The 17,147-nt window shown below is 59.1% G+C and carries 20 protein-coding genes; 10 read left to right on the forward strand and 10 right to left on the reverse strand.

Translation table 11 applies throughout. The features are described from left to right. Positions 1–28: 28 nt before the first annotated feature. The 4 genes from AB4N73_RS12455 to AB4N73_RS12470 all read right to left on the reverse strand — a co-directional run bounded on the left by AB4N73_RS12455 (position 29) and on the right by AB4N73_RS12470 (position 3,009). Positions 29–1,207 carry a 4-hydroxybenzoate 3-monooxygenase gene (locus tag AB4N73_RS12455; protein WP_460143524.1) on the reverse strand — a complete coding sequence of 393 codons (1,179 nt, stop codon included), beginning with the start codon at positions 1,205–1,207 and terminating at the stop codon, positions 29–31. Positions 1,208–1,289: 82 nt separating this feature from the next. Then, positions 1,290–1,667, reverse strand: a complete 378-nt coding sequence (locus AB4N73_RS12460; RefSeq protein ID WP_460143525.1) for a c-type cytochrome — start codon at positions 1,665–1,667, stop codon at positions 1,290–1,292. Between the two features lie 617 nt (positions 1,668–2,284). After that, positions 2,285–2,455 carry a hypothetical protein gene (locus AB4N73_RS12465; protein WP_157115956.1) on the reverse strand — a complete coding sequence of 57 codons (171 nt, stop codon included), beginning with the start codon at positions 2,453–2,455 and terminating at the stop codon, positions 2,285–2,287. Between the two features lie 113 nt (positions 2,456–2,568). Beyond that, the gene (locus tag AB4N73_RS12470) at positions 2,569–3,009 is read right to left on the reverse strand and encodes a carboxymuconolactone decarboxylase family protein (protein WP_016775423.1); all 441 of its coding nucleotides are present in this window, start codon (positions 3,007–3,009) and stop codon (positions 2,569–2,571) included. 189 nt (positions 3,010–3,198) lie between these two features. On the opposite strand from AB4N73_RS12470, the gene AB4N73_RS12475 reads away from it, so the two are divergent. Further along, positions 3,199–3,558, forward strand: coding sequence for a hypothetical protein (locus AB4N73_RS12475; RefSeq protein WP_460143526.1), 360 nt, complete (start codon positions 3,199–3,201; stop codon positions 3,556–3,558). Positions 3,559–3,717: 159 nt separating this feature from the next. Here the strand turns inward: AB4N73_RS12475 and AB4N73_RS12480 are convergent, their stop codons facing one another. The 3 genes from AB4N73_RS12480 to AB4N73_RS12490 form a co-directional block, all read right to left on the reverse strand. Continuing rightward, on the reverse strand, positions 3,718–5,280 hold the full coding sequence (locus AB4N73_RS12480) for a sensor domain-containing diguanylate cyclase (protein WP_460143591.1): 1,563 nt from the start codon (positions 5,278–5,280) through the stop codon (positions 3,718–3,720). 187 nt (positions 5,281–5,467) lie between these two features. Further along, entirely contained in the window at positions 5,468–6,241 is a 774-nt protein-coding gene (locus AB4N73_RS12485) for an aldolase (protein ID WP_460143527.1), read from the reverse strand. An 11-nt stretch (positions 6,242–6,252) separates the two neighbouring features. Further along, positions 6,253–6,960 carry a haloacid dehalogenase type II gene (locus AB4N73_RS12490; protein WP_460143528.1) on the reverse strand — a complete coding sequence of 236 codons (708 nt, stop codon included), beginning with the start codon at positions 6,958–6,960 and terminating at the stop codon, positions 6,253–6,255. Positions 6,961–7,069: 109 nt separating this feature from the next. Here AB4N73_RS12490 and AB4N73_RS12495 point away from each other — a divergent pair, with 109 nt between their 5' ends. Next, on the forward strand, positions 7,070–7,927 hold the full coding sequence (locus AB4N73_RS12495) for a LysR family transcriptional regulator (RefSeq protein ID WP_425643840.1): 858 nt from the start codon (positions 7,070–7,072) through the stop codon (positions 7,925–7,927). 177 nt (positions 7,928–8,104) lie between these two features. Here AB4N73_RS12495 and AB4N73_RS12500 read toward each other — a convergent pair whose 3' ends face one another. Further along, entirely contained in the window at positions 8,105–8,773 is a 669-nt protein-coding gene (locus AB4N73_RS12500; protein ID WP_252884537.1) for a ribonuclease T2, read from the reverse strand. Positions 8,774–8,937: 164 nt separating this feature from the next. Between AB4N73_RS12500 and AB4N73_RS12505 the strand changes: the two genes are divergently transcribed. The 8 genes from AB4N73_RS12505 to AB4N73_RS12540 all read left to right on the forward strand — a co-directional run bounded on the left by AB4N73_RS12505 (position 8,938) and on the right by AB4N73_RS12540 (position 15,247). Next, positions 8,938–9,408, forward strand: a complete 471-nt coding sequence (locus AB4N73_RS12505) for a hypothetical protein (RefSeq protein ID WP_041477268.1) — start codon at positions 8,938–8,940, stop codon at positions 9,406–9,408. A gap of 102 nt (positions 9,409–9,510) precedes the next feature. Further along, complete coding sequence (locus AB4N73_RS12510; protein ID WP_460143529.1) at positions 9,511–11,208, forward strand: copper resistance system multicopper oxidase; 1,698 nt, start codon at positions 9,511–9,513, stop codon at positions 11,206–11,208. Positions 11,209–11,219: 11 nt separating this feature from the next. After that, positions 11,220–12,089, forward strand: a complete 870-nt coding sequence (locus AB4N73_RS12515; RefSeq protein ID WP_460143530.1) for a copper resistance protein B — start codon at positions 11,220–11,222, stop codon at positions 12,087–12,089. 32 nt (positions 12,090–12,121) lie between these two features. Continuing rightward, positions 12,122–12,496, forward strand: coding sequence for a copper homeostasis periplasmic binding protein CopC (gene copC / locus AB4N73_RS12520; protein WP_041477271.1), 375 nt, complete (start codon positions 12,122–12,124; stop codon positions 12,494–12,496). Positions 12,497–12,499: 3 nt separating this feature from the next. Further along, a complete protein-coding gene (gene copD / locus AB4N73_RS12525) occupies positions 12,500–13,369 on the forward strand; it encodes a copper homeostasis membrane protein CopD (RefSeq protein ID WP_460143531.1) in 870 nt (289 codons plus the stop codon). A 58-nt stretch (positions 13,370–13,427) separates the two neighbouring features. After that, on the forward strand, positions 13,428–14,213 hold the full coding sequence (locus tag AB4N73_RS12530) for a transporter substrate-binding domain-containing protein (protein WP_406226861.1): 786 nt from the start codon (positions 13,428–13,430) through the stop codon (positions 14,211–14,213). A 177-nt stretch (positions 14,214–14,390) separates the two neighbouring features. Beyond that, a complete protein-coding gene (locus tag AB4N73_RS12535) occupies positions 14,391–14,825 on the forward strand; it encodes a YeeE/YedE family protein (RefSeq protein ID WP_423662343.1) in 435 nt (144 codons plus the stop codon). A gap of 2 nt (positions 14,826–14,827) precedes the next feature. Further along, a complete protein-coding gene (locus AB4N73_RS12540; protein ID WP_460143532.1) occupies positions 14,828–15,247 on the forward strand; it encodes a DUF6691 family protein in 420 nt (139 codons plus the stop codon). A gap of 58 nt (positions 15,248–15,305) precedes the next feature. Here AB4N73_RS12540 and rimA read toward each other — a convergent pair whose 3' ends face one another. Together rimA and AB4N73_RS12550 are read right to left on the reverse strand one after the other, a co-directional pair. Beyond that, the gene (gene rimA / locus AB4N73_RS12545; RefSeq protein WP_460143533.1) at positions 15,306–16,115 is read right to left on the reverse strand and encodes a S6 modification regulatory phosphodiesterase RimA; all 810 of its coding nucleotides are present in this window, start codon (positions 16,113–16,115) and stop codon (positions 15,306–15,308) included. Between the two features lie 139 nt (positions 16,116–16,254). Further along, positions 16,255–17,127, reverse strand: coding sequence for a methyl-accepting chemotaxis protein (locus tag AB4N73_RS12550; protein WP_370695147.1), 873 nt, complete (start codon positions 17,125–17,127; stop codon positions 16,255–16,257). Between the last annotated feature and the right edge of the window lie 20 nt (positions 17,128–17,147).

The following is a 17,147-nucleotide window of genomic DNA, read 5'->3' on the forward strand; positions in this document are numbered from 1 at the left end:
TCACTGATCAACTTGATCTAGGCCTGATTTAAATCGACGCGGCGAAGGGAGGACTGCCCACCCACAGTTCGGCGAAATTCTGCGCCGCCGGGCCAGTGCCGAGAATGCGATCAAGTTCAGCTATTTGAAGTCGTCTGTGGAATTGAGCATTGTCGTCGTAACGATGCAGCAACATCGCCATCGAATGGGAAAATTGCACATCCCGCCACACCTGTTTCAACGCAATGCCGGAATACGACAGCAACAGATCGTCCTTGTCGCTGGCATAAAAATGCTCGAAGCCACGAGCCAGAATATTGGCATCGGAGACAGCCAGGTTAAGCCCCTTGGCAGCAGTAGGCGGCACGATGTGCGCGGCATCGCCCGCGAGGAACAACCTGCCCTTTTGCATTTTTTCGGCAACGAAACTTCTCAGTTGCACAATACTTTTTTCAATAATGTCCCCGCCGTCAACTTTCTCCGGCCGCCCTTCAATCCGCGATTGCAAGAGATCCCAGATGCGCGCGGCAGACCACTCATTGGGATCTTCGTCCGGAGAACATTGCAGATAAATTCTTGAAACCTTCGCCGAGCGCATGGTGAACAATGCCAGCCCGGTTTCGTGGCTGGAAAAGATGACATCCTTGGCAATTGGCGTCATTTCGGCGAGTACCGCCAGCCATGCAAACGGGTAAGCATGAGAATAACAAGTGAGTGCGTCAGCGATTTGCGGCCGGCAAATGCCATGAAAGCCGTCGCAGCCGACAACAAAATCACATTCAACACTCTGCTGCCTGCCGTCATGTCGGAACGTCACCGAAGGCGAGTTACCATCAGTGCCATGCACTTGGACATCGGCAGCGCCAAACAGCAGCGGATACTCTGTCCGCAACCGTGCTGCGACGAGATCCTTGATGATTTCCTGTTGCCCGTAAATCATTACGGTTTGCCCGGTGAGTGCCTCGAAATCCAGTTCACGGGTAGATCCGTCGTAATGGAACTGCAGGGTGGAATGTTTCATCCCTACAGCATGAACTCTTTCACCCACACCACTTTGTGTCAGGATGCGGACAGTCGCGGGTGTAATCTGGCCCGCACGACTGCGTCCCTCGACGTATTCCCTGGATCGGCTTTCAACAATGATATTGCTGATATTCATCTGCGAAAGCAGTTGCCCCAACATTAATCCAGCCGGCCCTGCTCCAACGATTGCAACCTTTGTCCGCATGGGGTTGTCCCTCTGAGTAATAAGGCTTAAAGCAAACACAATTCAAATGGCCGGGACGCTGCCTTCGCCATCCATGTCGAAATCAGTTCTTCCTGAAAATCACACTGCTCATGTACTGATGCAAATCACGAAGGTCGTTAATACTCCACGCATGTGGCGGTATCTTTACGCCGTTTTCTCGCAATGTTTTCGGGATCAAATTCCCGCTGGGCCGAAGTATCACCGACGAAACGATAACCCCCGGATATTCATCAAGTCTTTTTCTGAAACCTGGCAGAGTAAGATCAGGAGTTGCTGGATTGCTTTTGTTCGCCAAGGGACCTGTCCCTCTGATGTCTGCTCCGTGGCAAACTGCGCATCGCTGCAGATACAGTTTTTTCCCGTTAGCGTTATCCGCGACGGACACGGATGTTTGCGCAGCCAATACCAAACTCAGCAACATAGTGATTTTCTTACTCATATTTTTGATGCTGCCTATTTGTACCGATGGATATGAACGACCTTGTTCCAGCGTAATCAAGGCTTGTCAAAAACCAGACGAAAGACTTCATCCGACATGCAGGCGGCCCACGATAACTTGTTGGTCGCTTCTTTCATTCCGGTTACCAAAACGTATCGCGCGCTTCCAAAAAGAAACGAACGAGTTCCAGGATCTGGTTATTTTCCGGAATTACCGGTCGGTAAGAAATTTTCCCGCGCCGAGGGTTGAAGAATAACTATTGCTACAGCGCAGAAGAAAGACAGAGCAACGATTGACTGCCTTGACGGTAAAGGCATGCGGAGGCGAACAGATAAGTAATGCGATGAGATGAAACATGCCAATCCCTTGAGCCGTTCATAGTCTGATCTATAGCGATGAGTACATCCTTACTCACGGCGACTAATCTCACACTTGTTTCAGAATATGTCAACACCTGATAATCAAATTGACAACACTGAAAATCTCCTGAAGCAATCAAAGTTCTCTGGTCTGAATGGTCAGCGCCAACGCCCAAGCGCTACAGACCATCAGTGTTTCTCCCAAACCCTGAAACCGGCCGGCGTGCATCAGACCCGTGCCTATCAACCAGGCATACATCAAGCCCAGCAACGCGCCTGCCGTACCCAAGCGATCGCCAAAGCGCAGCCGTGATGACTGACCGGTTCCAAGGCACCGGCGCCATGCTGGCCGGTGATGATCACGGTCTGCTTCATCATCGCCACAGCGATGGCGCCCTTGATGCGCAAGAGCGCCGAGCGCACGGGCATTGATGCCCCGCCTGCGGGAGCTGCCGCAGGCTGCGAGCTTTTGACTTTGCTTTTAAAGGACAAGATCAAATTATCGCAGCCTTGCGCAGCTCCTTCAGGGGATTGTGGGCAGCTTAGGCCTGCGGCAGTTTGCGGAAGCCCACTGCCAGGCGATTCCAGCCATTGATGGTGTTGATCGCCACCGTCAGGTCAACCAGTTCCTTCGGCGAAAACTGCGCAGCGACGACTTCATAGTCTTCGTCCGGCGCGTGGGTCAGGCTCAGTTGTGTCAGCGACTCGGTCCACAGCAGTGCGGCACGTTCACGCTCGCTGAAGAACGGCGCTTCCCGCCATGCTGTCACGGCGAACAGACGACGCGGGGTTTCGCCGTCCTTGATCGCGTCGGCGGTGTGCATGTCGATGCAGAATGCGCAGCCGTTGATCTGTGAAGAGCGCAGCTTGACCAGTTCGAGCAGGCTCTTTTCCAGCGACAGTTTCGAGACGGCATTTTCCAGCGCCATCATCGCTTTCATGGCATCAGGGGAAGCGGTGTAGAAATCGGCACGAGGTTGCATGGTGGGCTCCGGGGTAGCGATTGAATGTGTGGCTACGTTAGTCCCCGGGGGTGGTTCGGCAAATAGCCAATATTGCAGAAGAACGGTAGGCCACTTGGCGCGGCGACTGACCGCTCGTCACTCGACGGGCACCAAGGTTTCAGTGCGCAAGACCAATATCAGGTAATCCCCTTTATCAGGAGACGTACCATGATGACGCGCAAATTCACTTCGTTATTGTTGGCCGGCCTGCTCGCCACGGCATCCGCCGCCAGCTTCGCTGCCAATGACAGCACCGATGCGACGGGCACCAAGTCCGGCGGCGCCAGCAGCTCGACCATGCCGCCAGACAGCACGCCGGGCTCGCCTTCCGTTGACAGCAATTCTGGTGGAACCAATAACGGAACTGGCACAGGAACCGGGACAGGGACAGGGACAGGAACTGGTTCGGGCATGGGCACTGGCACGGGCACCAATGGCGGCGCCAGTGGTTCGGGTTCCGGCGCGGGCGGTGGCACCGGTTCGGCCGGCGGCGGCACGGGTGGTGCGGACGGTGGCACGGGCAGCTGAACGAACAAGAGCCATCCCAGATAGTCCTGCTTACATCAGGACCCAATGTGGGAGCGAGCCTGCTCGCGAAAGCGGTCTGTCAGCCAACCTTGATGCAAGCTGACACACCGATTCGCGAGCAGGCTCGCTCCCACTTCTGACGTCTGTTGATTGAAAAAATCAGCGATCCGAACGCATCAACTCGGCAAAACCCTCTTCAGCTGTAAACACCGCCGCGCGATTGCGCCCGGCATTTTTCGCCTGATACAACGCCGCGTCCGCGCGCTGGATAAACACCTGCGGGCTGTCGTTGCCATGCGGAATGAATGAATAACAGCCCAGGCTCACGGTGAGATAACCGGTCGGCGAGCCGCTGTGGATGATGTGCTTGTCGATCACGCTACGGCGAATCTGCCCGGCTATCGCCAGCGCGCCGCTGATGTCCGTATCCGGCAACAGCACAGCGAACTCTTCACCACCGTAACGCACCGCCAGATCCGACTTGCGCTGGCAGCAGGCCTTCACCACTTGCGCAACCTGCGCCAGGCATTGATCGCCAGCGACATGGCCGTACGCGTCGTTGTAGCGCTTGAAGAAATCGATATCGAGCATGATCAGGCTGACCGGACTGACCTGGCGCGCGCCCCGGGCAAATTCGATGTCCAGCGAGCGCTCGAACAAGCGTCGATTGGCCAACCCGGTCAGGCTGTCGTGGGTGGCGATCTGCTCCAGCGCCAGTTGCGCCTTGCGCAGGTTTTTCTCGATACGTTCGCCATCGCGCACTTGATGAATGAACACCCAGCCGAACAGGCCAACCCCGAGAATCACCAGCGCGACAATCACGCTGGACTGATAGGCGCGGTCATACCAGCCCTGCAGAATCGTGTCTTGCGACGTCGCCGCAGAGACCACCAGCGGATACGAGGCGAGCTGTCGATAGCCATACAAGCGGGTCACGCCGTCGACCACGGAGTTGAGCATCGCGGTGCCAGCGTTAGCGTTCGGCAGCAGGGTTTGATAGATCTCGCCGTGTGCCACCGAGGTATTGATCAACGACTCATCAAAGGGCCGTCGCGCCAGCAAGGTGCCGTCGGTCAGCGCCAGAAACATGATGCCGCTGTCATCGAGGCTGAAGCTTTTGAAGAACTGATCGAAGTAGGACATGCGGATGCCGGCCATCAGCACGCCCTGAAAGTTGCCGAGCTGGTCGTTGACGCGTCTGGAAATCGGAATGATCCACTCGCCGTTTTCGCGGCTGCGAATCGCCGGGCCGATGTGCGCAACGGTCGAGGCATTCTGCTGATGGAACTTGAAATATTCGCGATCGGCCACGCCGTTGCCACGAGGCAGATCGGCGAACGAGGTGATGATCCACTGCCCTTCGCGATCGAAGAGAAAGATGCCATGCAACTGATCGAGTTGCTGCGCGCGGCGGGCAAAGATCCGCTGCAACCGAGGGCGCTGCACCGCCCCGTAACCATCGTCCTGAATCCAGTCGACGAGGCTGGTCATCACCAGATCCGCCGCCCGCACGGTGTCCTCGGCCTGCTGCGCCATGGCCCTGGTCAGGTTGCCCGAAGCCATTTTCGCCACCGCCAGATCCTGACGCCGCGACTGCTCCAGTTGCAGGTACAGCAGACCGCACAGGCACAGGCTCACCGCAACGATAAACAGCACCGCCGCTTTGCGTAGCGGCAGGCGCTTGAGCGTGCCGGGGGCTTGATGCGGATCGTGATTGGGGATTGGGGATTGGCAAAAGCATGTCCTGGGCAGGTACGACAGGGGCGCGAGCCCGAAACCCTTGTATGTGTGAGCGTAGCCCACCGGGATGTACCGGGCAAACGCCCGCCTCCCGCCCAGTTATCGGCGCGTCGCGAGTTTGGATGATCGCTTTTCGTCGATTTATTTACGATTGCTTCTTTACGGTTAATCAGTTGTGCAGGGCCAGCCGCCGCATCGCGCTGGTCAGGTGCGCGCGGGCACTTTGCGCATCGCCTTCACGCATTTGTTCATAGGCGCGCTGCGCAATCGCATGAGGCACCGGTTTCAATTCGCGCTGAGTGGCCAGTGCCAGCAGTTGCACCTGCGCGGCGCGTTCCAGGTAATACAGATCGTCCCAGGCTTCGGCAATGCTCGGCGCAGCGACAATCACACCGTGGTTTTTCAGAAAGAGAATGTCGGCATCGCCCATGACGCTGGCGATGCGGTCGCCTTCAGATGCGTCCAGCGCGAGGCCGTTGTAATCCTCGTCCACCGCTGTGCGCCCGTAAAACTTCAGCGCAGTCTGCCCCAGCCACAGCAGCGGCGGGCCTTGCAACAGGCACAACGCGGTGGCGTGCGGCATGTGCGTGTGGAAGGCGACTTTTACCCGTGGCAGTTGTTTGTGCAGGCGCGCGTGGATGTAGAACGCCGTCGCTTCGGGCTCGCCTTCGCCATCGACCACGTTGCCAGCGAAGTCGCAGACCAGCAGATTCTGCGCGGTCACTTCCGAAAAAGCGTAGCCGTATGGATTGACCAGAAACAGATCATCATGCCCCGGCAGCATCGCCGAAAAGTGATTGCAGATGCCCTCCTCCAGACCATGCAATGCGGCCAGTTGAAAGCACGCAGCGAGTTCGTTGCGGGCGGTGATGATCGCTTCGGTGTCCAGGTTCAGCGTTGCGCTTGGTCTGGCTTTGCCAGTGCCGCTCAAGATATGAGCCATGGCAATCCTCCTTAGGTCCAGCCGAGGGATTTGAACAGCGGCAGCACTTGATCGAGGCTGGACAGGATCGCGTCGGGGCGATAGTCGGGCAACAACTGGCGCCCGGTGCCGCGATCGATCCACACGCAACGAAAACCCATGTCCCGCGCCGCCGTGTGATCGAGCATGGGGCTGGCGCAGATGTGCACCACTTCATCCCGGGTCACGCCCAATTGCTCATGAGCGTAGTCGAACAGGCGCGGCGCCGGTTTGTAGGCACCGGCCTGTTGCGCGGTGATCACCCGGTCGATATGGCCGCCGAGCTGCGCAACGTTGCCTGCAATGATCGCGTCGTCGGTGTTGGAGACGATGCACAGCTTGAAGCCCAAGGCTTTGAGCTGCGCGAGGGTGTCGACCACTTCGGCAAATGGCGGCATGTTCGGGATGGCCGCCGCCAGACGCTGACTGTCCTCGGGCTGGCTCGGCAAGCCCAATTCCGCCAGCGCCAGTTGCAGGCCGAGGGTGCTGAGTTCGCGAAAGGAACGGTGCGGCGGCGTTTGTTCGAGACAGTGCTCGTGATGGTCGTAGACTTCGATCAACTTAGTGGCGTCGACTGTGTGCTCGCCCTTGTCGCTGAGCATTTTTTCGACCACGGCTTTCAGGCCTTCATCCCACTGAATCAGCGTGCCGTAGCAATCGAAGGTCAGCCAGTGCGGGCGTGGCGTGTTGTTCAAGGTCATCGGTCGATTCCTCCAGAGTGAGGACTTCAGCTTATGAGCGCGCGGTGATAGTGTGAAATTAAATAAACACGCGATCGTCATTCGCAAATCCACTATCAGGAGCGCCGCCATGCTGGATCTGGAATTGCTGAAAACCTTTGTCTGCGTGGTCGATGAAGGCAGCTTCACCCGTGCTGCCGAACGTGTGCACCGCACCCAATCGACGGTCAGCCAGCAGGTCCGCAAACTCGAGGATCTGGTCGGCCACCCGCTACTCCTGCGCGACCGCACCGGAGTGAACGTCGCGGTCACCGAACACGGCGAACTGCTGATCCACTACGCGCGCCGATTGCTGGCGCTGTCCGCCGAAGCCACGCAAGCGCTGGCCAGCGACGTCGACCTGGAAGTGCTGCGCATCGGCATGCCGGAAGACTTCGACGCCCGGCGCATGGCCCTGATCCTCGCCGGCTTCACCCGCAACCATCCGCAGGCGCGCCTGGAAACCATCAGTGGCATGAGCCTCGACCTGCGCCAACGCCTCGACGCCGGCGACATCGACATTGCCCTGATCAAACGCGAACCCGACAGCGGCCCGGCATGGGCCACCTGGCCGGAACGACTGGTCTGGGTCAAAGGCACCGAATTCGACACCTCCAGCGGTGTGCTACCGCTGGCGCTGTTTCCGCAGGGCTGCCTGTACCGACAACGGGCGATTCGCCTGCTCGATGTGGCGCAGCGACCATGGCGAGTGGCGTTCGGCAGCCACAGCCTGACCGGAATTCAAGCCGCAGTGGCGTCTGGGTTAGGGGTTTCGGTGTTGCCGGTTTCGGCGGTATTGCCAGAGCACGAGGTGTGTAGGGATCTGCCGGAGTTGGCGCCGACGGAACTGGCGCTGGTTAGTCGTGAGGGAGTGTTGAGCGGGATGCAGCGTGGGTTGGTGGAGTTTTTGCGTGGGGAATTGGGGGTGGATGCGGGGGGATTTGCCTGAATCCCCCGGGGATCTTTATTCGGGTTTGTTGATTTCGCGGAGCAGGTCGGCGGTGGGGATGTTCATGGTGTTTGAGTAGTAGCGTGGTTAGTATTCATATTCACATTTCCAAATCCTCAGACCAAAAAAACAGGCGCTCACGGGAGCGCCTGTTTTTCCTGGCTCATTACGGATGGCTCACCGTACCGGCGGCACCCGAATATCCCCCGCCCGACACTGCGTCTTCACCCCTTTGCCACACGCGCCGAACTGCAAATCCTTGTCCATGCACACCCGCACTTCCGACAGCTGCGGGCCGCTGCAAATCACCGCAATGCCATCCTCGGGAATACCCGGATTGGCCTTGCGAAACAGATCGACAATCTCTTGCGCTTCGAAGTAGTACGACGTCGAGCCGAACGGCTGTAACGCCTGCGGAATCTTCACCGCGCCGAGGGCCTGATCGGACTTGTCCAGATAGCCCACCGCGCCAAGACCGCTGCAGGTACCGTGCTTGGACCATTCGTGATCAAGGAGTTTTTTCGTCGGGTACATCGTCAGGCCCTTGCTGGTTTCTGCCGCCGACAGCCTGGTCAGCGGCGGGCAGGATTGCGGCCAGCCGCCCTTGGCGTATTGCGGCCACAAACCGTGCAGGACAAAACCGTAACCCTTGCCGGTGCACTGCGCATCGTCCTTGTGCGTCAGACAAAAGGTCGGCGACCAGGACAGCGCCAGCAGGTAGTAGTCGAACACCCCCGCCACCGATTCGGCCTGCGCTTTGTTCGACGCCGGCTGACGCGCCGAACTCGTGCCGATGCTACCGGCCGTCAGCGCGATCAGCGCCAGAATTGTAAACAGCTTTTTCATTAACCCGTTCCTTGGGACGCCTGCGTCCGTGGTTTTCGTTGTTGGCCAGACCTGGCCAGTGCTGATTTCGACACGCTTGTATTGCAAGCGCATGACGCAAGGCAAGGCCCTGCGCCGTGCAAAGGTCTACGCTGAACAGGCAGACATCCAACAAGGGAACCGACATGAGTAAAGCAGACGAACTCGCCGCCAGACTCAAGCAGACACGGCACACCCAGGCTGATGCGGCGCTGGAAATCGATTGCTGGCCTGCTCAGGTGTACGACTTGTACCACCGCATTGAGGGCTGGCTGCAACCAGTCACCGAAGTAGGACTGAAGATTCGGCGAAATCCTACGCACGTTTGCGAAAGTTCGCCGGATGGCGAAAGCCACGATTACGCCATTGATCAACTGGTGATCGAAGCCAACCATCACAGTTTGATGTTCGATCCGATTGCGCGGTTTACCGAGGATGGTTGCGGACGTGTCGAGATCAAGGTGCCGGGGCGCGATCAGTCGCTGCTGCGCACGGTCGACGAGCATGGCGAGAGTCACTGGTGGTTGCAGACTATCGAGACCGGCCAGGAGCTGGATGCGATTGCGCTGACGGAAAACAATCTGCTGCAAGTGGTGCAGCAAGGGCTGGGCCTGTAACCCGTCCGAGTCAACTGACAAAACTGTAATGTTTGCCTCAGCCAACTGAAAGCTGGGGCTGGCTAGTCTCTCTGTCATGAGTCAGACGGGGATTTCCAGCGCATGCCTTCCATTCTCACAAGACGCACTTTTGTCAAAGGCCTGGCCGCCGGTAGCTTGCTCGGCGGCCTCGGGCTCTGGCGTACACCGGTCTGGGCGCTGAACGGCGCCGCGCCCGTCAACGAACTGAGCGGCAACGAATTCGAGTTGTTCATCGGCGAAACTCCGGTCAATTTCACGGGTTCCGCACGCACAGCGATGACCATCAACGGCAGCCTGCCCGGCCCGCTGTTGCGCTGGCGCGAAGGCGATACCGTAACGCTGCGGGTGCGTAACCGGCTCGCGGCCGACACCTCGATTCACTGGCACGGCATTCTGCTGCCGGCGAACATGGACGGCGTGCCGGGTCTGAGTTTCCACGGCATCGAACCGGGCGGCATGTACGTCTACCAATTCAAAGTTCGGCAACACGGCACGTATTGGTATCACAGCCATTCCGGCTTACAGGAGCAGGCCGGCGTCTACGGGCCCCTGGTGATCGAAGCCAAAGAGCCGGAGCCTTTCCAATACGATCGCGACTACGTGGTGATGCTCAGCGACTGGACTGACGAAGACCCGGCCAGCCTGATGAAGACCTTGAAAAAACAGTCCGACTACTACAACTTCCACAAACGCACCGTCGGCGACTTTATCAACGATGTCGGTGAGAAAGGCTGGGGCGCCACGGTTGCCGATCGCACGATGTGGGCGCAAATGAACATGAACCCCACCGACATCGCCGACGTCAGTGGCGCCACGTATACCTTTTTGATCAACGGCCAGGCCCCCGATAGCAACTTCACCTGGCTGTTCCGTCCCGGCGAAAAACTGCGTCTGCGCCTGATCAACGGCTCGGCCATGACGTATTTCGATGTGCGCATTCCGGGATTGAAAATGACGGTGGTGGCTGCCGATGGCCTGCACGTCAAACCGGTCAGCGTCGATGAACTGCGCATCGCAGTGGCCGAGACCTATGACGTGATCGTTGAACCTGAAACCGAGGCCTATACCCTCTTCGCCCAGGCGATGGATCGCAGCGGTTACGCCCGTGGCACTCTCGCCACACGCGCCGGCATGTCGGCAGCAGTGCCGGCGCTGGATCCGCGTCCGTTGGTGAGCATGGACGACATGGGCATGGGCGGCATGGATCACGGCAGCATGGACATGAGCGCCATGGATCACTCCAGCATGGGCCCGATGCAAGCCCATCCCGACAGTGAAAACAACAATCCGCTGGTGGACATGCAGGCCATGATCACCGCGCCAAAGCTTGACGATCCGGGCCTTGGCCTGCGCAACAACGGCCGCCGAGTGCTGACCTACGCCGACCTGCGCAGCACCTTCGAGGACCCGGACGGCCGCGATCCGGGCCGCACGATAGAGCTGCACCTGACCGGCCACATGGAGAAATTCGCCTGGTCGTTCAACGGCATCAAATTCTCCGATGCCGAGCCTTTACGGCTGAAATACGGCGAGCGCATCCGCCTGGTGCTGGTCAACGACACCATGATGACCCACCCGATCCACCTTCACGGGATGTGGAGCGATCTGGAAGACGAAAACGGCAACTTTCAGGTGCGCAAACACACCATCGACATGCCGCCCGGCAGCCGCCGCAGCTATCGCGTCACCGCCGACGCCCTCGGCCGCTGGGCCTATCACTGTCATCTGCTTTATCACATGGAAACGGGCATGTTCCGCGAAGTGCGGGTGGAAGAATGAAGAGGTCCATCATGACTCGACTCAGCGTATTTCCGCTGCTGCTAGCCGGCACCTCAGCCATGGCCGCCGACGACATGCACGGTATGGATCACAGCCCGATGCCCGGGATGGATCATTCGGCAATGCAAAGCATGGACGACGGCATGATGCAGCCCGCCGCGCCGAGCGAAAGCCGCACGCCGATTCCGTCTGTGACCGCCGCCGACCGCGCTGCGGTGTTCGCCAGCCCCGGCGGTCATCAGGTGCATGACAGCGTCATCAACAGTTACTTTCTTGCCGACAAACTCGAATGGCAGAACGCCGATGACGGCAGCGCTTTGGCCTGGGACCTGTCCGGCTGGATCGGCGGGGATACCGATCGGCTGTGGCTGCGCTCTGAAGGCGAGCGCAACAACGGCAAGACCGAAGACGCGGAAATTCAAGCTCTGTGGGGCCATGCCATTTCGCCATGGTGGGACGTGGTCAGCGGCGTGCGTCAGGACTTCAAACCCGGCGCACCGCAAACCTGGGCCGCGTTCGGTCTGCAAGGCATGGCGCTGTACAACTTCGAGGCCGAAGCCACGGCTTTCCTTGGCGAGGGCGGCCAGAGCGCGGTACGTCTGGAGGGCGACTACGACATCCTGCTGACCAATCGACTGATCCTGCAGCCGACCGCTGAACTGAATATCTACGGTAAGAACGATCCGCAGCGAGGCATCGGCTCAGGGTTGTCCAATACCGAGGCGGGCCTGCGGTTGCGCTATGAAATCCGCCGCGAATTCGCGCCTTATATCGGCGTGACGTGGAATCGCACTTACGGCAACACCGTCGACTATGCCCGCGAAGAAGACGAGGATCGCAGTGAGGCGCGCCTCGTCCTAGGCGTCAGGCTGTGGTTCTGAATTCTTCTACAAAAACAAACCGGAGACCTTGCATGCGCACATTGACCCTGCCCCTGATATTCGCCAGCGGATTGCTCCTGAGCGCCCTCGCCCAGGCCCATCCGAAACTGCTCTCGTCGACGCCAGCCGAAGGCGCGGAAGGTCCCGCGCCGAACAGGATCGAGCTGCACTTTTCCGAGAACCTGGTCACGCAATTCTCCGGGGCCAAACTGGTAATGACCGAAATGGGTGGCATGGCTCACTCGCCGATGCCGATGAAAGCCAAAGTCAGCGCCAGCAGCGATCCGAAAACCATGCTGATCACCCCGCTCGCCCCGCTGCCTGCCGGCACCTATCAGGTGCAGTGGCGCGCGGTGTCCGCCGACACGCACCCGATCACCGGTAACGTCACGTTCAAAGTGAAGTGAACAATGGCGGACCTGCTCAACATCATCCTGCGGTTCGCCTTGTATATCGATTTGCTGCTGGTGTTCGGGCTGGCGTTATTTGGCTTGTACAGCTTCAACACGTTGCTACGGTCCCGTCCGTTGTTGCGGGGCATGGCAGTGACAGGGGCATTGCTGTCAGTGGCCGGGCTGGTGCTGATGACCCGCGCCATGAGTGGCGAAACACAGCTCGCGGCGTTGTGGCCGCACCTGCAGATGATGGTGTTGGAAACGGACGTCGGCCTGGCGTGGGCACTGCGGATGACAGCACTGGCCATCGTGGTGATCCGACCGGGTCTGTGGCCAGCGTCGTTGGCAGGCGCCATTGCCCTCGCTTCGCTGGCGTGGAGCGGGCATGGCGCGATGGACGAAGGATGGCTGCGGTTCTGGCACTTTCTCAGCGACATCTTGCACTTGCTTGCGGCGGGAGCGTGGTTGGGTGCCTTGCTGGCGCTGGTGTTGATGGCGAGCGGGCGGATCGGTGACACACGCCTTCGCCTGCTCGCCGATGCAGTGAAACGCTTCGAATGGGTGGGCGCGTTGATCGTGCTGACGGTGTCGGTCACCGGCGTGATGAATTATCTTTTCATCGTCGGCCCAAGGCTCGACGGAGTGCTGTTCGGCACCTACGGACAGCTGATGGCGTTCAAGGTGCTGGTGTTTGCCGTGATGCTGGTGCTGGCTGCGTTGAACCGCTTTCATCTTGGACCGTCACTGCAACGATCGCTGCGCGACGGCCAGCACCTCATCGCCGCGAACGCGCTGCGGCGCAGTGTCGTAATGGAGTTGGCCCTTGCCCTGTTGATCGTGGCGCTGGTGGCGTGGCTCGGCACATTGAGTCCGGACCCGGGATGACACCCGTGGAAGGCTTTCACTACACTGGGTCACCTTCCCTTTCAGAAGCCCGATCTCAATGACAACACTAAAAAGCACGATGATCCTCGGCGGCCTGCTGACCCTGGCGACTGGCGCTCACGCCGACCCGGCCTCGTCCCACCTCGACAGCATTCAGCAACAAGGCCAGTTGCGCGTCTGCACCACCGGCGACTACAAGCCCTACACCTTCAAGCGTAGCGACGGCGACTTCGAAGGCATCGACATCAGCATGGCCCGCTCCCTGGCCGACAGCCTCGGCGTCAAGGTGCAATGGGTGCAGACCACCTGGAAAACCCTGATGCCCGACATGCAGGCCGGCAAATGCGACATCGGCATGGGCGGCATCTCGGTCACACTGGAACGGCAGAAAAAAGCCTACTTCAGCAACACCCTCGACACTGACGGCAAAATTCCGCTGGTGCGCTGCGCCGACCAGTCCAAATACCAGACCATCGACCAGATCAACCAGCCCAACGTGCGCCTGGTGGAACCGGCCGGCGGCACCAACGAAGCTTTCGTTCACGCCTTCCTGCCCAGAGCGCAACTGGCCCTGCACGACAACGTGACGATCTTCCAGCAACTGCTCGACAACAAAGCCGACGTGATGATCACCGACGCCTCGGAAGCGCTGTATCAGCAGAAACTCAAACCCGGTTTGTGCGCAGTGAATCCGCATCAGTACATGCAGTACGGTGAGAAGGCGTACTTGCTGCCGCGCGATGACATCAGCTGGAAACTGTATGTCGATCAATGGCTGCATTTGAGCAAGGTCACTGGCAAGTATCAGCAGACGTTGAGTGAGTGGATTGCGGTGCCGCAGTAAGCCAAGGAACCCGGCCGACGCGCGCATTGAGGGAACGGTTCGCTCAATGCACGCGTTGGAAAAAATGGCAGCCGTTATTCAAACAGCACACGGTTGCTACACTGAAATCACAGCGACACGTGCGCATCTGCCGCGATGCATACCGCACATCCACCGCTACTGCGCTTGAGGCGTCCCATGAATGTCGACTGGCTCAATTTCACGCCTTGGTCTTCCCTCGCCGGCGGCGCGCTGATCGGCCTGGCCGCGAGTCTGTTCGTGGTCGGCAATGGACGTATTGCCGGCATCAGCGGCCTGATCGGCAGCCTGCTGCAGCGCAACCGTGAAGGCGCCAGCGAGAAGGCGCTGTTCATCCTTGGCCTGTTGGCGGCGCCACTGCTGTGGGGATTGTTCAAGGCGTTACCGCCGGTCGAGTTCCAGAGCGGCTGGTCAGGGCTGATTCTCGCAGGGTTATTCGTAGGGCTTGGCACACGCTACGGCTCAGGTTGTACCAGCGGCCATGGCGTTTGCGGCATATCGCGCCTTTCGCCACGTTCGATGCTCGCCACTGCCTGCTTTATGCTCAGCGGGTTCTGCACCGTATTTGTCCTGCGCCATCTGACGGGAGTCTGAACGTGCTCAAACTCAATGCATTCCTGGCCGGCCTGCTGTTCGGCGTCGGATTACTTCTGGCGGGCATGGCCAATCCGACGAAAGTCCTGGCGTTCCTCGACGTGGCCGGGGCCTGGGATCCCTCGCTGGCATTGGTCATGGTGGGCGCCATTGCCACCGCTATCGGCCCGCTGACCTGGGCACGCCGGCAACGCAAATCGGTACTGGGCAACCCCATGCAACTACCCGTCCGAAAAGAGCTGGACCGACGTCTGGTTGGTGGCAGCCTGCTGTTCGGGGTCGGTTGGGGGATAGCCGGCATCTGCCCTGGCCCGGCAGTGACCATCCTGTTGACAGGCCACTGGCAAGCAATCGTTTTCGTATTGGCGATGCTCGCAGGCATGGGGCTATTTACGCTGCTGGAAACCCGACGCAACCCGTGACCGCAGAACAACCGACATTAAGGCGCAGGGCACCCACGGCAGCCAGTGTTGGTGGTGATCAATGTTTTGCACAAGATCGCGGATTGGATGATCTCCCCTGCCACGCACTCGTCGAGATCTGCGCCAATGATTTAAAGGCCGGCCTGGCGAACCAGTAGCCCTGCATCAGGTAAATGCCGCAATCGGCGAGAAAGTCTCTTTCCTCGGCATGTTCTATGCCCTCGGCGATCACTTCCACGCCCAACTCTCTACACATGTTCACCACGTTGCGCACGATGGTCTGGCGTACGCGGTCACGGTGAATATTGCGGATCAGCGCCATATCCAGCTTGATCAGGTCTGGCTGAAAATCCGCCAACAAGTTAAGGCCGGAATAGCCTGCGCCAAAGTCGTCGATCGCCGTCTTGAAACCAAACTCACGATACTCACGCAAGATATTCATCAAATGCTTGTTGCTTTCAACGTGCTCGCCTTCCACGGCCTCAAAGATCAGCCGCTCCAGCGGAAAGCCGTATGTGCGCGCCGCTTCCAGCGTGCTGCGAATACACATCTCCGGCCGGTAAACGGCATTCGGCAGAAAGTTGATCGACAGGTACTGCGTCATGCCCAAGTCAGCCGCCGTGGAAATCGCCCGCACACGACACAGTTGATCGAATCGATAACGGTTCTGATCGTCCACCTGCTCCAGGACAGACAAGGCGCCTTCACCGTTTACGCCGCGAACCAACGCTTCATGGGCAAACGTCGTTTGATCGCGCAGATCCACAATGGGCTGGAAAGCGAAGGCGAAATCCATCTCTGGCACACCTTTGTTCCTACAGCCCTGGCAGCCACCGGGAGACACTATTGATTTTGGAAAGTCGGTCATGACACCCCTGATAACGGGTTGTAACCTTCCATGGTGATAAATGATCAGTTGCAGGATTGCGTCATCTGCAAACCAGGCAACAACTGCAGCCCTGCGGCGCCTGAATATGCAAAGGCGCCGCGTGCTCGACGTTAAATGGTCAGGTGCGGAAATGCGCGGTCATTCGCTGCAGGTCCTGCCCCAGGGACGCCAATTCGATCGTCGCCGCCGCACTTTCTTCGCTGGCGACAGCCGACTGGTCAGCCACATCACGCACACTGACAATGCTGCGGTTGATTTCGTCGGCCACGGCACTTTGCTGCTCGGCGGCGGCCGAGATCTGCAGACTCATCTCCTGGATCGTACCGATGGACTGATTGATCTCGGTAATCGCCAATTCGGCCTTCTGCGCCAGTACCACCGTATCGAGGGTGCGCTCGCGGCTTGAGGTCATCAGCGTCGCGGCCGCTTGCGTGCCTTGTTGCAGGGTGACGATCAGCGCTTCGATTTCCTTGGTCGAGTCCTGCGTGCGCTGTGCCAGCGAGCGCACTTCGTCTGCTACCACAGCAAAACCACGACCCTGCTCTCCCGCCCGCGCGGCTTCGATAGCGGCGTTCAACGCGAGCAGATTGGTCTGCTCGGCGACGGCTTTGATAACATCGATGACTTTGCCGATCTGCTCGCTGTCCTGAGTCAGCACGTTCATCGCACCGCCCAACTCCTCAATGGCCATGGCAAGTTCGCTGATCTGCACCGTCGCCTGCTTGACCACCGTGCTGCCATGGCGCGCCTGCTGATCGGCGAGGGTCGCGGCAGCGGAGGCATCGGTGGTGTTACGCGCAACTTCCTGCACCGTCGAAGCCATTTCGTGCATCGCCGTGGCAACTTGATCCACTTCACTTTTTTGCTGACGTACACCTGCGCTGGTCTGCTCGCTCATGGCCGAGAGCTTTTCCGCAGAGGTGGAAATCTGCGTGACGCCATTGCCGATACCTTGCACCAGCGTGTTCAGGTTCTGCGCCATCTCCTGCATCGCATTTTGCAGATCGCCCA

The sequence above is a fragment of the Pseudomonas sp. S3_B08 genome, from assembly GCF_054667725.1.